This window comes from Actinomadura sp. GTD37, from assembly GCF_041951365.1.
Classification (GTDB): domain Bacteria; phylum Actinomycetota; class Actinomycetes; order Streptosporangiales; family Streptosporangiaceae; genus Spirillospora.
Genome location: NZ_JBGNUS010000009.1, coordinates 125,328 through 138,855 on the forward strand (window position 1 = coordinate 125,328; position 13,528 = coordinate 138,855).

Annotated in this window: 19 protein-coding genes; 2 read left to right on the top strand and 17 right to left on the bottom strand. The window is 71.9% G+C overall.

Annotation, left to right across the window (positions count from 1 at the left end; translation table 11 throughout):
• Positions 1 to 89: 89 nt before the first annotated feature.
• From ACA511_RS34205 to ACA511_RS34285, 17 genes are all read right to left on the bottom strand, one after another.
• The gene (locus ACA511_RS34205) at positions 90 to 596 is read right to left on the bottom strand and encodes a DUF1269 domain-containing protein (protein ID WP_375028839.1); all 507 of its coding nucleotides are present in this window, start codon (positions 594 to 596) and stop codon (positions 90 to 92) included.
• 164 nt (positions 597 to 760) lie between these two features.
• Complete coding sequence (gene hypE, locus ACA511_RS34210; RefSeq protein ID WP_375028840.1) at positions 761 to 1,828, bottom strand: hydrogenase expression/formation protein HypE; 1,068 nt, start codon at positions 1,826 to 1,828, stop codon at positions 761 to 763.
• Positions 1,825 to 2,949 (bottom strand): hydrogenase formation protein HypD, encoded by a 1,125-nt coding sequence (hypD, locus tag ACA511_RS34215; protein ID WP_375028841.1) that lies wholly within the window; start codon positions 2,947 to 2,949, stop codon positions 1,825 to 1,827. The genes hypE and hypD overlap by 4 nt, the downstream gene beginning before the upstream one ends.
• Complete coding sequence (locus ACA511_RS34220) at positions 2,949 to 3,218, bottom strand: HypC/HybG/HupF family hydrogenase formation chaperone (protein WP_375028842.1); 270 nt, start codon at positions 3,216 to 3,218, stop codon at positions 2,949 to 2,951. Before ACA511_RS34220 ends, hypD begins: the two co-directional genes overlap by 1 nt.
• Complete coding sequence (locus tag ACA511_RS34225) at positions 3,218 to 3,859, bottom strand: SIS domain-containing protein (protein WP_375028968.1); 642 nt, start codon at positions 3,857 to 3,859, stop codon at positions 3,218 to 3,220. The genes ACA511_RS34220 and ACA511_RS34225 overlap by 1 nt, the downstream gene beginning before the upstream one ends.
• Before the next feature lie 5 nt (positions 3,860 to 3,864).
• Complete coding sequence (locus tag ACA511_RS34230) at positions 3,865 to 4,068, bottom strand: HypC/HybG/HupF family hydrogenase formation chaperone (RefSeq protein ID WP_375028843.1); 204 nt, start codon at positions 4,066 to 4,068, stop codon at positions 3,865 to 3,867.
• The gene (locus ACA511_RS34235) at positions 4,065 to 4,661 is read right to left on the bottom strand and encodes an SIS domain-containing protein (protein WP_375028844.1); all 597 of its coding nucleotides are present in this window, start codon (positions 4,659 to 4,661) and stop codon (positions 4,065 to 4,067) included. The genes ACA511_RS34230 and ACA511_RS34235 overlap by 4 nt, the downstream gene beginning before the upstream one ends.
• Positions 4,658 to 5,182 (bottom strand): DUF892 family protein, encoded by a 525-nt coding sequence (locus ACA511_RS34240; RefSeq protein WP_375028845.1) that lies wholly within the window; start codon positions 5,180 to 5,182, stop codon positions 4,658 to 4,660. Before ACA511_RS34240 ends, ACA511_RS34235 begins: the two co-directional genes overlap by 4 nt.
• Before the next feature lie 32 nt (positions 5,183 to 5,214).
• Positions 5,215 to 5,346: a hypothetical protein gene (locus tag ACA511_RS34245; RefSeq protein ID WP_375028846.1), complete on the bottom strand. Its 132-nt coding sequence runs from the start codon at positions 5,344 to 5,346 to the stop codon at positions 5,215 to 5,217.
• Positions 5,347 to 5,389: 43 nt separating this feature from the next.
• Complete coding sequence (locus ACA511_RS34250) at positions 5,390 to 6,139, bottom strand: hydrogenase maturation protease (protein ID WP_375028847.1); 750 nt, start codon at positions 6,137 to 6,139, stop codon at positions 5,390 to 5,392.
• Positions 6,136 to 7,128: a hypothetical protein gene (locus ACA511_RS34255; protein ID WP_375028848.1), complete on the bottom strand. Its 993-nt coding sequence runs from the start codon at positions 7,126 to 7,128 to the stop codon at positions 6,136 to 6,138. The genes ACA511_RS34250 and ACA511_RS34255 overlap by 4 nt, the downstream gene beginning before the upstream one ends.
• Positions 7,116 to 7,802, bottom strand: a complete 687-nt coding sequence (locus ACA511_RS34260; protein ID WP_375028849.1) for a DUF6084 family protein — start codon at positions 7,800 to 7,802, stop codon at positions 7,116 to 7,118. Before ACA511_RS34260 ends, ACA511_RS34255 begins: the two co-directional genes overlap by 13 nt.
• A 158-nt stretch (positions 7,803 to 7,960) precedes the next feature.
• Entirely contained in the window at positions 7,961 to 8,164 is a 204-nt protein-coding gene (locus tag ACA511_RS34265) for a hypothetical protein (protein ID WP_375028850.1), read from the bottom strand.
• On the bottom strand, positions 8,161 to 8,793 hold the full coding sequence (locus ACA511_RS34270; protein ID WP_375028851.1) for a DUF5947 family protein: 633 nt from the start codon (positions 8,791 to 8,793) through the stop codon (positions 8,161 to 8,163). The genes ACA511_RS34265 and ACA511_RS34270 overlap by 4 nt, the downstream gene beginning before the upstream one ends.
• Positions 8,790 to 9,275: a hypothetical protein gene (locus ACA511_RS34275; protein ID WP_375028852.1), complete on the bottom strand. Its 486-nt coding sequence runs from the start codon at positions 9,273 to 9,275 to the stop codon at positions 8,790 to 8,792. The genes ACA511_RS34270 and ACA511_RS34275 overlap by 4 nt, the downstream gene beginning before the upstream one ends.
• Complete coding sequence (locus tag ACA511_RS34280) at positions 9,275 to 11,089, bottom strand: nickel-dependent hydrogenase large subunit (RefSeq protein ID WP_375028853.1); 1,815 nt, start codon at positions 11,087 to 11,089, stop codon at positions 9,275 to 9,277. The genes ACA511_RS34275 and ACA511_RS34280 overlap by 1 nt, the downstream gene beginning before the upstream one ends.
• Positions 11,090 to 11,123: 34 nt before the next feature.
• Entirely contained in the window at positions 11,124 to 12,173 is a 1,050-nt protein-coding gene (locus ACA511_RS34285) for a hydrogenase expression protein HypE (protein WP_375028854.1), read from the bottom strand.
• Positions 12,174 to 12,365: 192 nt separating this feature from the next.
• Between ACA511_RS34285 and ACA511_RS34290 the strand changes: the two genes are divergently transcribed.
• Both ACA511_RS34290 and hypB read left to right on the top strand, forming a co-directional pair.
• Positions 12,366 to 12,704 carry a hydrogenase maturation nickel metallochaperone HypA gene (locus ACA511_RS34290; RefSeq protein ID WP_375028855.1) on the top strand — a complete coding sequence of 113 codons (339 nt, stop codon included), beginning with the start codon at positions 12,366 to 12,368 and terminating at the stop codon, positions 12,702 to 12,704.
• Positions 12,697 to 13,467 carry a hydrogenase nickel incorporation protein HypB gene (hypB, locus tag ACA511_RS34295; RefSeq protein ID WP_375028856.1) on the top strand — a complete coding sequence of 257 codons (771 nt, stop codon included), beginning with the start codon at positions 12,697 to 12,699 and terminating at the stop codon, positions 13,465 to 13,467. Before ACA511_RS34290 ends, hypB begins: the two co-directional genes overlap by 8 nt.
• Positions 13,468 to 13,528: the final 61 nt, after the last annotated feature.

The following is a 13,528-nucleotide window of genomic DNA, read 5'->3' on the forward strand; positions in this document are numbered from 1 at the left end:
TCACATCGCATTCACCCTCGTGGTCCGGGGTCGTGACGGCGAAAGGCGCGCCCGGGGCCCCGGGCGCGCCTTCTGCTTTCGGCGGACGGTCAGGTGGTGGCGTGGACGCGGGCGTCGGCCTCGATCGCCTCGCGGAGGTGCTTCTCGGCGTCCTCGCTGAGCGAGGTCTGGAGGATCTCGCCGCCGTACGGGGTGATCTGCGGGATGACCTTGTCGGGGGTCACCCGCGTGACCAGGAGGAAGAGGGCGGCGCCGCCGGGCTGGAGCTTCGCGCCGAGTTCGCGCATGAACGAGTCGTCCACGCCGACGTCGCTCATCGAGCCGCCCGCCGCGCCGGCGGCGGCGCCGACGGCCATGCCGACGAGCGGGGCGAAGAAGATCATGCCGAGGAGGCCGCCCCAGACGGTGCCCCAGGCGGCGCCCCGTCCGGTGGTGTTGTGGATCTGGTGCAGCTTGATCTTGCCGTCGGGGCGCTTCTCGACGACGGCGGCGTCCGCGAGCTGGATGACGTTCTGGCGTTGCATGTCGATGAGCCGGTCGCGCACTTCGATGGCACGGTCGACATCCGGGTAGGCGATGGCGATGAGATCGCTCATTGGTGTGTCCCCCAAGGTTCTGCGCCTGAGCGCGACGGTGTGGTGCCCATCGAGACGGAAAGCGATCCCGGAAGGCGAGAACATGACCATTCGCGGGGAGAACCTTGACCCTCGCCAGGCCGGAGGCTCGAATTCCTCGGCGAACTCGGATTCCGCATGCGCCGTCAGCAGATCCGGGGCAGAGGATCGCCCACCAGGAGGTCGACTATCCGGGTTCCGCCGAAGGTCGTCTTCAGCAGGACGGTGCCGGGCGGGTCGTCCTTCACGCGGCCGATGATCGCGGATTCCGCGCCCAGCGGGTGAGCGCGCAGAGACGCGAGCGCCGTTTCGGACGCCTCGGACGAGACCACGACGACGGCCCGGCCCTCGCACGCGACGTACAGCGGGTCTATGCCGAGGATTTCGCACGCCCCCCGGACCTCGGGACGGACGGGAATCGCGTCCTCCTCCACCACCACGGCCATTCCGGCGTCGGTCGCGAGTTCGTTGAGGACGGTCGCCACGCCGCCCCGGGTCGCGTCGCGCATGCGGCGGACGGCGTCCGGGCAGCGGCACGTCAGGTCGGCGAGCAGGCAGTTCAGCGGCGCGGTGTCGGAGACGACGTCCGCCTCGATGTCGAGTTCGCCGCGCGCCAGCATGACGGTGACGCCGTGCTCGCCGATCGGTCCCGTGACGAGAACGGCGTCACCGGGACGGATATCGCCGGCCGGCGGGGAATGGACGACGCCCAGGCCGGCGGTGTTGATGTAGCAGCCGTCCGCCTTCCCGCGCTCGACGACCTTGGTGTCGCCGGTGACGATGTCCACGCCGGCGGCGTCGGCCGCGCACCGCATCGATTCGGTGATGCGGCGCAGGTCGTCGACCGGGAAGCCTTCTTCGAGAATGAAGCCGGCGGAAAGGTGCAGCGGCGTCGCGCCCGAGACGGCGAGGTCGTTGACCGTTCCGTTGACGGCCAGATCACCGATGTCCCCGCCGGGGAAGAACAAGGGCGAGACGACATAGGAATCGGTCGTGAAGGCGAGGTGGGCGCCGTTCACCGTGAATCGCGCCGAGTCGTCCAGGCGGTCGAGGAGCGGGTTGCCGAACGCCTCCCGGAAGACCGCCTCGATCAGCGTACGGGTGGCCTTTCCGCCGGAGCCGTGCGCCAGGGTGACGGCGTCCTCGCGCAGGCGGGCCTTGCGCTCCCGCGCCCGCGAGATGCGTTCGAGCACCTGCTCTTCCCGGATGGTCATCGTGTGGCCTCCTTGACCCGCTCCCGCGTGAACCTGCCGAAGTTGTAGTACGCGGCGCAGGCCCCTTCGGACGACACCATGCAGGTGCCGATCGGCGTCTCCGGGGTGCAGGCGGTGCCGAAGACCTTGCATTCCCACGGTTTCAGGACGCCCTTGAGCACCTCGCCGCATTGGCACGCCTTCGGGTCCGCGACCCGTCCGCCCGGAATGTCGAAGATCCGCTCGGCGTCGAAGGCCGCGTACTCGTCCCGCAGGCGGAGCGCGGAATGCGAGATGAAACCGAGCCCGCGCCATTCGAAATAGGGGCGCACCTCCATCGTCCGGGCGATGGCGTCCAGCGCCTTGGGATTCCCCTCCCAGGGGACGACCCGGCCGTACTGGTTCTCGACCTCCGAGCGGCCCGAGGCGAGCTGGGCCAGCAGCATGTGCACGGACTGGAGCAGGTCGAGCGGCTCGAAACCGGCGACGACCAGCGGCTTGCCGTAGTCGCCCGTGATGAACGAGTACGGCCGGCAGCCGATGACCGTCGACACGTGGCCGGGGCCGAGGAAGCCGTCCAGCCGCAGGTCGGGCGAGTCCAGGATCGCCTTGATCGCCGGGAGGATCGTCACGTGGTTGCAGAACACCGAGAAGTTCCCGACCCCGGCCGCCGCCGCCCGCAGCACCGTCATCGCGGTGGACGGCGCGGTCGTCTCGAACCCGATCCCCATGAACACCACCCGCCGCGACGGGTTCCGCTCGGCGATCTTCAGGGCGTCCAGCGGCGAGTACACCATCCGGATGTCGGCGCCGGCCGCCTTCGCGTCGAAGAACGAGCCGCCGCCCCCGGGGACGCGCATCATGTCGCCGAACGTCGCCAGGATCACGTCCGGCCGGGACGCGATGTGGACGGCGTCGTCCACCCGGCCCATCGGGATGACGCACACCGGGCAGCCCGGCCCGTGCACGAGCGAGACGCTCTCCGGCAGGTAGTCCTCGACGCCGTGCTTGTAGATCGTGTGCGTGTGGCCCCCGCACACCTCCATGAACTTGTAGTGCCGGCCCGGCTCGCACAGGGACGCGATCGACGCCGCCAGCGCCCGCGCCCGCTCCGCGTCCCGGTACTCGTCGACGAAGCGCATCAGTCGATCCCCGATTCCCGCAGTGCGTCGATCTCGTCGTCGTAGGCGTCGCCGATCTCCTGGAGCAGCCGCAGCGTGGCCCGCGCCTCCGCCTCGTCGATCCTGGACATGGCGAAGCCGACATGGATGAGGACCCAGTCGCCCGCCGCGAGCCGCTCCCCGTCCAGCAGGCCGATGTTCACGGCCCGGCGGACGCCGGTGACGTCGACCGTCGCGATCGGACGGTCCGGCATGATCTCCACGATCTCGCCCGGTATCGCCAGGCACATCAGCCGGCCCCCCGCGCCAGTTCCGACTGCGTCAGCTCCCACAGCGCGTGGTAGATCGTCGTCTGCGCCTCCTGGATCCGGTGCACGGACGACGACGGCACGACGAACAGGTGGTGCAGGCCGGGCGTCTCCGCCATCCGCCCGCCGGTGTACCCGGCGAGCCCGACCACCGTCATCCCGCGCCGCGCCGCCTCCCGCAGCGCGGCGATCAGGTTGTCGGAGTTGCCGCTCGTCGACAGCGCCAGCGCGATGTCCCCCGGGCGCCCGAACGCGGCGAGCTGCCGGGCGAACACCACCTCGAACCCGATGTCGTTCGACAGCGCGGTGACGACGGCGGCGTCGTTGGCGAGCGCCAGCGCGGGCAGCGGCCGGCCGTGCCCGTCCCCCGGGTTGAGGAACAGCGCGGCGATGTCCTGCGCGTCCGTCGAGCTGCCGCCGTTGCCGAACGTGAACAGCCGCCCCCCGGCGCGGAACGCGTCCGCCATCCGCGCGGCGCACGCCGCGAGGTCCTCCGCGTACTGCTCCAGGACGGCGTCCCGCAGCCGGACGATGTCGTTCGCCTTGTCGATCGTCGAGCGCCGGACGTCCTCCAGGAGGGTGTCCAGCCCCGACCCGCCCGCGTACAGGAACGGGTAGAGCATTTCGGTCACGTCACGACCCCGATCGCCTCCTTGGCGTGGACGAGGACGGTGTCGCCCTCGGCCGCGTCCACCAGTGCCACGCTGATCCGCTCGACCCGCCCGTCCCCGGCGTCGGCGTCGGCGAAGCCGCCGTCGAGCAGCCGCAGGACGACGACGGGGACGGCCTCGTCCGAACAGGTCGTGCAGTGGCCGCCTGCGCACTCCGTCACACGACCACCTCCCGGCCGAGCACGTCCGGCTGCTCCAGGAACACGTGGACCAGCTCCCAGAGCAGGTGGTACGCCGTGACGTGCACTTCCTTGACGACGCGCGGATCGCCGGACCGCACGGTGACCAGGTGGTCGACCGCGCCGGTGAGCGCCCCGCCGTCGCCGCCCGCCAGCGCGACCGTGAGCATCCCCAGGCCGCGGGCGGTCTCCAGGCCGCGCCGGACGCCGCCGCACCGCCCGTCCGGCGAGATCCCGAACGCGATGTCGTCCGGGCCGCCGAAGCAGCGGACCTGGTGCGCGAAGACGTCGTCGAACCCCGCGCCCGCGCAGACCCCGGTGAGGGTCGCGACGTCGCCGGTGAGCGACAGCGCGGGCAGCGCCCGCTTCCCCACGATCACCGGGTGGACGAACTCGACCGCGACATGCTGCGCGTCCGTCGCGGCGGCGCCGGCGCCGAACGTGAACAGCCGCCCGCCGCGGTGGAAGCGCCGCGCCATCGCGTGGCACGCGGCGGCGATCACGCCGGCGTCGCCCGCGAGCGCCGCGCCCGGCTCGGCGCGCCGCCGGAACACCTCGGCCGCCGTGCCGCTCACCGGTCGCCCCCCGGCGGCGGGACGTCCCGCACGCCGTGCTGCCGCAGCGACATCTCCACCGCGAGGTCCCACCGGTCGGACAGCTCCTCCGACATCGCGTGCGCGTCGTCGCACACCGACGTCGCGACCCGCGCGGTCTCCGCGTCCCCGGCGCGGTCGGCGACGCGCCGCAGCATCTCGGCGGACGCGATCTGCAGGTGGGCGGCCACGTAGGCGTCCCGCAGGTGCCGTCCGGCCGGGTCGCGGCGGCTGCGCCCCAGCCCGGCCTCCAGCACGGCCGCGAACAGCTGCCCCGCGTCCCGGATGATGGACGGGGCCGAGCCGTGCGCCCGCAGCCGCGCCTCGATCTCCCTCGTGTGCGCCCGCGTCCGCTCCGCGTAGCGGCCGAGCCGGCGGCAGATGTCCGGGTCCTCCTCCGCCACCGTGGTCAGCAGTTCGCTCAGCGCGGCCTCGACATGCTCCTGCAGCGCGTGCGCGTCCTTCAGATAGCCGACGAGCTGCCGGTCGATCGTCGTCGCCATGGCCTGTGTCCGATCCCGTGTCAGCGGCGCCGTCACATGGACTCGGACTTGACGTACCTGCGCATCGCCGGCGCCTCCTTGACGGCCATGGCGATCACGGCGAGCGCGAACAGCGCCACCATCAGCCGGACGACGCCCGGACCGATATGGATTCCCTTCCTCATCCCACAACTCCCTTTGTCCGTGTTCAGATGACTCTGCGTTCAGCTAGGCGAGTTCCTTCGCGAGCAGCCCCTCGATCAGCCGGACGGCCTCCCCGACCGCCGCGCCGACCGGGGCGCTGAGCTCCATCTCCCAGGTGGCGTCGACCGGCTGCGACGACGGCTCGCACGCCACCAGCAGGACCCGCGGCGGGACCGGGCCGTTGTCGGCGGCCAGCCGCAGCACCTGCGCCGGGTCGAGCCCGTGCGCGTCGATCACGGCGCCGGTGAAGTCGCCGGAGTCCGGGTCCGGCTCGACGAGCGACACCGTGCCGGGCGCCTCGCCGCGGGCCGCCGCGTCGACCAGGACCACCGTCCGGTAGCCGTCCCCGAGCGCGTACATGAGGTCGATGCCCCGGATGCCGAAGTCGGTGACGTCCACGCCGTCCGGGATCCGCCGCTCCGCCAGCCGCCGGACGACCTCCACCCCGAACCCGTCGTCGCCGTGGAACACGTTCCCGATCCCGGCGACGAGGACCTTGCGGGACGGCCCGTCCTGCGGCAGCGGCTCCACCTCGTCCAGCCCGACGAAGAACCGGTGGCCGAGCTGGTTGCGGGAGCCGAGGTCCCGGCCGGGATCGTCGTCGACCGCGACGACCAGGTGGAGCCCGCCCTCCATGTCCTCTTCGACGCGTTCGACGGTGGCGGTGCGGCCGATCAGCGCGAGGTCGAAGATGTCCGCGCCGCCGTGGGGCCGGAGCCTGACCCGGCTCCCCGCGGTCACCTCCCGCCCGCCGACGAGCGCCTTCCCGTTCACCACACGTCCTTCCTCGGGTCGCGCAGGGTGCCGTGCAGCGCGAGCAGCTCGCCGGGCGAGAGCGCGCCGCACCGCTCCAGGATCTGCCGCGCCTTCGGGTCGGTCGCCGCCATCTCCCGCCGCTCCTCCTCGGTGAGGCTGAGCACGCTGAGGATCAGCAGCCGGTCGATCTCCGTCCCGTCGAACAGGTCGCCGGGGCTCTCCGGCGCGACCCGCGGCCAGTCGTAGAGGACGATCGGCGCCGCGAGGACCGTGCCGGTGCTCCCCGGATCCCCGGCGAGCACCGGCCAGAGCCCGTCGCTCCGGCACTCCGCGACGGCGCCCGCCAGCCGCTCCGGCGGATCGGCGGACGAGACGAACGCCCCGCCGCCGCCGGTACGGCACACGACGTGCGCGGACAGCATCCCGGCCCGTACACCGTCGCCCTCGTTCCCGGCGTCGCCCTCGTTCCCGGCGTCGCCGCTGTTGACGACCTCGACCCGGACCCGGACGGCCCCGTCCCCCACCGGTTCGGCGGACACGTCGACCCACCCGGCCACCCGCTCCCACGACCGGACGAACCGGGCCCCCTCGCCGATCTCCTCGTCCTCGGCGCCCGGCGGTACCGCCACCGGGATCCGGACGGGCCTGCCCAGCACCCGCTTCACGGACATGCGGCCACCGGTCACTTCGCGTTCGCGGGCCTCCTGCCACGTCGTGAACGTCTCGTCGCCCCGGCGGAGTTCGTCCACCGGGATGTCGCCGTCCATGACCTGGCGGTGCACCGCGTGCAGGAAGCGCAGCGCGACCTCGATGTGCGCCGCGGGCTCCGCCTCCAGGACGAACTCGGCGCGCACCGTCCAGCGATCGTGGTTCGCCTCGGCGTGAGCGCGCGGGTAGACGCCGCCGATCGTCCACCGCCGGCGGTTCTTCAGCGCCGACCTCCGGTAGGGCCACAGCAGGTAGCCCTCGTAGAGGACCGCGTCGGCGACCGCCCTCACATGGTCCACTCTTGCTCCCCCTCACGTACCGCCTCGGCGCGGCGCAGCAGCTCGTCGACCGTGTCGTCGAACGAGGAGTGCGCCCGGCGCGCCCGGTACGCGGCCAGCCGGCCGAAGCACGCGTCGTCCAGGCGGAGCCAGCGCGCGGCGCCGTAGTAGCGGTCCATCAGGTCCCGCCACACCTGGACGGGCAGCACGCCGGCCGCCTCGTGGTGCCACGGGATCTGCCCGGTGCGCAGCCGCCCGTCCTCGCCGGGGTAGAAGACCGTGCCGTTGAAGGTGAGGTCGAGCGGGACGTCGCCGCCGCCGAGCGCGTGCAGGTAGCGGTCGGCCGCGACCTGCATGTCGTGCCCGCACGGCAGGGACAGCGTCACCTCCGTCCCGCCGCGGAACGTCGGCACGGTCGCGCCGACGCGCGCCCACGTCAGCCCGTGCAGCGACCTGTCCCACATGTCCGGCGTGCCGAACACGCCCGTGAGCCGGTCGCGTTCGGCCTCGTCGTAGGCCCGGCGCGCCGCCGCGATCGTCACCGTCGTGGTGAGCAGGACGCACTGCACCGGCCCGCCGTCCAGCCGCCGCAGCCCGATCCGCAGGTTCAGCGTCGGCGTCGCCGCGAACGCCTCCGCCTCGACCCCCAGCAGATCGAGCCCGAGCTCCGGCACCCGCCGGTTCGCTTCGCTCATACCTGCCTTAGGCGGGGGGACGACCCCCCGCTCCCCCCGGTTCGCTTCGCTCATACCTGTCCCATGCGGGGGGACGACCCCCCGCTCCCCCCGGTTCGCTTCGCTCATACCTGTCCCATGCGGGGGGACGACCCCCCGCTCCCCCCGGTTCGCTTCGCTCATGCTGGGGACAGGTTCGGCATGGAGTCGAGAATCGGCTCGCGGTCCGACGCGTTGATGCCGGTGGAGCGGCGCTGGGTCGAGCCGCCGTCCGGCCGGTGGCCCGGCTGCTTCTCGTAGTTCCCCGTGTTGTTGCCCTCGCGGACGCCCCGCGTGTGCGACGGCTTGTCCGGCTTCACGTCCGGTCTGCCTATCTTGATCATTTCTCCCCCTTCAGCTCCTCGAAGAACCGGTCGATGCGCTTCCAGACGGCGTCGCCGCCGGCGAAGCCCGCCCAGTGCTCGCGCAGCAGGGCGGTGAGCCGGTAGCAGTCGTCGACCGGGAGGATCCAGTGCTCGGCCGCGCCCCGCGCCCGGTGGACGACCAGCGCCTCCACGTCCGGGCGCAGCTCCGCCAGCGCGGGGTTCGCCTCGGTCAGCCGCCGCCAGCTGTCGGCGTGCACGGACGCGTGCAGCGCGCCCGCCGGGCTCGGGTAGCGGGCCGTCACCTCGCCCGATCCGGCCACGGAGAAGAACGCCAGGTCGACCGGGATGCCGAGGCCGGCCCAGAGCGGGCCGTCCAGGCGGAAGCCCGCCAGCTCGCGCCGCTCGTCCGGGACGAGCCGGTAGTGCCGCCCGCCCGCCGCGTCGCCGCTGAACAGGACGGTGCACGCCGCGCACGCGCACAGCGGGTCGCCGTCCGCCATGTCGAGCAGGTGCCGGTGGACGTCCGGCAGCGGCTCGGCGCACAACTCGCACCGCTCGGCGGGCGCGGCGGGCGCGGCCGACGGGGCGGGCGGCGTCTCCCGGCCGGCCAGCTCCGCCAGCCGCGGGGTCGACAGCCCGGCCGTCATACCCGGCTCCGCAGCTGGTCGAGCGTGATCAGCACCGGCTCCGGCGCGGGCGCGGCGATGTCGACGCGCGCCACCTCGGGCGCCGCGGCCCGGACGGCCCGCTCGACCGCCTCCAGGACCGGACGGGGCGGCGCGGTGCGGCCGGCGGCGGCTGCGGTCAGCCGCAGCGTCCCGTCCTCGATGCCGGCGAACTCCACGGACGTGCGGTGCTCGCCGAGGAACCCGTCCAGCGCGCCGAGCGCCCGCCGCACCCGTGTCTCCGGCGTCTCCGGATGCAGGCCGTGCAGGAGCAGCAGGTGCCGGATCAGCTCGTCCCCGGTCAGCGCCGCGGTGTCCGCCGAGAGCCGCACGACCCGGCCGAGGGCCTCCCCGTACAGCTCCGCCAGCGCCCGGACGGCCGGCTCCGCCGCCGGGTCGAGCCGTTCCAGCAGCCCCTCGAGGTGCCGGACGTGCTCGCGGACGCGCTCGTCGTCCCAGCTCATCAGTGGTCCCCGGGATTCCCCTGCGTGCCGAACATCGGCGAGTGCCGCTTCTCGATCGTCCGGCCGCCGCCGACGTACATGTGCACGCCGCACGGCAGGCACGGGTCGAAGCTGCGGACGGTCCGCATGATGTCGATGCCCTTGAAGTCGTCCGGCCCGTTCTCCTCGAAGATCGGCTGCCCCTGCACCGCGTCCTCGTACGGGCCGGGCACGCCCGCGGAGTCGCGCGGGCTCGCGTTCCACGGCGTCGGCGGGTACGGATGGTAGTTCGCGATCTTGTGGTCGCGGATGACGAGGTGGTGCGAGAGCACGCCCCGGACGGCCTCGTGGAACCCGCAGCCGATCGCCTCCTCCGGGACCTCGAAGTCGGTGAACACCTTCGTCCGCCCGGCCCGGACCTCGTCGAGCGCCTTCTCCGCGAAGTACAGCGCCATCCCGGCCGCGTAGGCGATGAAGTACGCGCGGGCCCGGTCGCGCTCGATGGTGTTGGCGTACTTCGGCGGCGCCCACTCCAGGTTGACCTCCGGCATGCCGGGCGTCTTCGGCAGGTCGATCTGGACGCTGTGCCCGGTGGACCGGACGTACGGCGTGTCCACCTCGCCGGCCAGCGCCGTCGCCCACAGCCGGGCGAGCGGCCCGCCGCCGGTGTCGAGCGCGAGATGGTCGCCCGTCTCGGGGTTCTTCCAGCGCGGGCTCATCACCCAGCTGTAGTTGCCGCCGTCGAGGTCGCGCTTCTGCGGGTTCGGCAGCGTCGTCTGGTTCCACGGGTGCCGCTGGTCGATGGGGTTGCCGAGCGGGTCCTCCTTGACGAACGTCTCCTCGTTGACCCAGTCGTTGTAGTACGAGCTGCCCAGCATGATCCGCATGCCGAGGTTGATGTCGACCAGGTCGGTCGTGACGAGCCGCCCGTCCACGACGACGCCCGGGGTGACGTAGGCGCCGCGGCCCCACTCGGACATGTGCCGGTAGTCGTAGTCGCAGAGATCCGGGTTCTGGAAGGCGCCCCAGCAGCCGAGCAGCGTCCGGCGGCGGCCCACCTGGTCGTAGCCGGGCAGCGCTTCGAGGAAGAAGTCGAAGATGTCGTCGTTCATCGCGACGGACCGCTTCACGAAGTCGAGGCAGCGCGTCAGCCGGACGAGGTAGTCGGTGAACACCTGCGGGGTCGCGACCGTCCCGACACCGCCCGGATACAGCGTGGACGGGTGGACGTGCCGCCCCTCCATCAGGCAGATCATCTCGCGGGTGATGCGGCTCAGCTGCAGGGCCTCCTTGTAGACCGAGCCCTCGAACGGGTTGAACGCGGTCATGATGTCGGCGATCGTCCGGAAGCCGTGGACCGAGCCGCGCGGCGCCTCCGTCGTCTTCGCCGTCGCCAACAGGCCGGGGTTCGTCTCGGCGACCATCCGCTCGCAGAAGTCGACGAACACGAGGTTGTCCTGGAACAGCGTGTGGTCGAACATGTACTCGGCGGCCTCGCCGAGGTTGACGATCCACTCGGCGAGCGGCGGCGGTTTGATCCCGTACGCCATGTTCTGCGCGTAGATCGAGCAGGTCGCATGGTTGTCGCCGCAGATGCCGCAGATGCGGCTGGTGATGAAGTGGGCGTCGCGCGGGTCCTTGCCCTTCATGAACACGCTGTAGCCGCGGAAGATGGACGAGGTGCTCTTGCACTCGGCCACCTGCATGTTCGCGAAGTCGATCTTCGTGTAGATGCCGAGGTTACCGACGATCCGGGTGATCGGATCGAACGCGACCTCGACGAGGCCCCCCGGCGTGGGGGTCCTGTCGCTCCTTGCCTGCGTGCCCTGCTTCATCGGCGCGGCCTTTCGGTGACGGGACGGCTCGGGGTCAGTGGCGCGGCCAGCGGGGCTGGTAGCCGCTGGTGAGCCTCTCCCGGTTGTGGCGCCACTTCGGTTCCTTGTTGGCGCTCCTGTTGGTGATCGACCGCATCGTGCGGATGAACGGTCCGTAGGACTTCAGCAGCGTCGAGGACAGGCTCGCGCCGGGCGGCTCGTCCATGAACGGCATGAACCTGTCCGGGAAGCCGGGCATCGTGCAGCCGATGCAGATCCCGCCCACGTTGGGGCAGCCTCCGACGCCGTCCATCCAGCCGCGCTTGGTGACGTTGCAGTTCACGACCGGACCCCAGCAGCCGACCTTCACCTGGCATTTCGGCGAGTTGTAGTCGCGGGCGAAGTCGGCCTGCTCGTAGTAAGCGGCGCGGTCGCAGCCCTCGTGGACGGTCTTGCCGAACAGCCACGTCGGGCGGAGCTTGTCGTCCAGCGGGATCACCGGCGCCTGCCCGACCGCCTGGTACAGCACCCACAGCAGGGTCTCCATGAAGTTGTCCGGCTGGACGGGGCAGCCCGGCACGTTGACGATCGGCATGCCGCCGGCGGAGCGGAAGTCCCAGCCGAGGTAGTCGGCGAGTCCCATGCAGCCGGTCGGGTTGCCCGCCATCGCGTGGATGCCGCCGTAGGTCGCGCAGGTGCCCGCCGCGACGACCGCCCACGCCTTCGGCGCGAGCCGGTCGATCCACTCGTTCAGCGTGATCGGCTCGCCGGTCTCGGGGTCGTTGCCCATCGACGTCCAGTAGCCGTCCCCGTTGATGTTCTCGTTCGGGATCGACCCCTCGACGACGAAGATGAACGGGTCGAGCTCGCCGCGCGCCGCCTGCCGGAACGCCTCCATGAACTCGTCGCCGTTCTCGTAGGCGAGCACCTTGTTGTGGAGGTGGACCTTCGGCAGGCCCGGTATCGCGCCGAGGACGACGTCCTCGATGCTCGGCAGCGAGGCCGCGGTCACCGAGATCGTGTCCCCGTCGCAGCTCATTCCCTCGGACGTCCACAGAATGTGGATCTCTTCCGTCAGCGGCTCCGCCGCGGCGACGCTCACCATCGGTTTCCCTCCCGGCCGGCAGAGATCATTTATCGTTTCCGGCCTGCCCTTGCGGATGGCGCCGAAACACCGGCCGAAAACCCGTAAACCAAGCTTCCGGATTCGGTAAACGCACCGTTTGAGCGGGGGAGATCAGGGCACCGGAACAGCGCCCGTACAGTGGGAGAGGGGCTGCGAGCGATCGGAGGAAGGGTGCACGAACTGGCCGTCACGGAGAGCGTCATAGCGGCAATTTCCGCACAATTGCCCGATTCGCGGGTGGCCGTGGTCCACCTCGAAATAGGGAGACTTTCCGGAGTCATGCCGGACGCGGTGCGATTCTGCTTCGAGCTCGCCGGGGAGGGGACCTGCGTGGCGGGCGCCCGGCTCGACATCACCGAACCCGAAGGGGTGGGCGACTGCGCGACGTGCGGGAGCGTGTTCCGGGCGCGCGGACCGCTCGCCCTGTGCCCCTGCGGCAGCGCCGACGTGACGATCAGCGGCGGCGCCGACCTGACGATCAAAGCGGTGGAGGTCGCCGACGATGTGTGAGACCTGCGGCTGCGACGCGGGGCCGGTCGACGGCTCCACGACGCGCCTGACGACCCTCGACCCGCCCGACCACGACCACGGGCCCGGCCACGAGCACGGCCACGGGCACGGCCACGAGCGCGGCCGTACCGTGACGCTGGAGCAGCGGGTGCTGGCCCGCAACGACGACCTGGCCGGACGCAACCGGGCCTGGCTGACCGAGCGCGGCGTCCTCGCGCTCAACGTGATGAGCTCGCCCGGCTCGGGCAAGACGACGCTGCTGGAGCGCACCGTCGCCGACCTCGGCCGGGACCGTCCGGTCTCGGTGATCGAGGGCGACCAGGAGACGCTGCTCGACGCGCGCCGCCTCGTCGCCGCCGGGGCCCGGACCGTCCAGGTCAACACGGGCGCCGGCTGCCACCTCGACGCCGCGATGGTGGCCGAGGCGCTGACCGTCCTCGCGCCCCCGGACGGCTCGACCGTCTTCATCGAGAACGTCGGCAACCTCGTCTGCCCCGCCCTGTTCGACCTCGGCGAGCGCGCCCGCGTCGTGCTGATGTCGGTCACCGAGGGCGCCGACAAGCCGCTGAAGTACCCGCACATGTTCCGCGGCGCGGACGTCCTGCTCCTCAACAAGATCGACCTGCTGCCGCACGTCGACTTCGACGTCGACGCCTGCCGGGACGCCGCCCAGCGCCTCTGCCCCGGCCTGCACGTCCTCCCCGTGTCCGCGACCCGCGGCGACGGCCTCGGCGCCTGGTACGACTGGCTCACCGACGCCTAGCCGCCTTCCCGCGATCGCCTGCTTGACCTCGAGCGCGCTCCACCTTCTAGCGTGCTGGGCG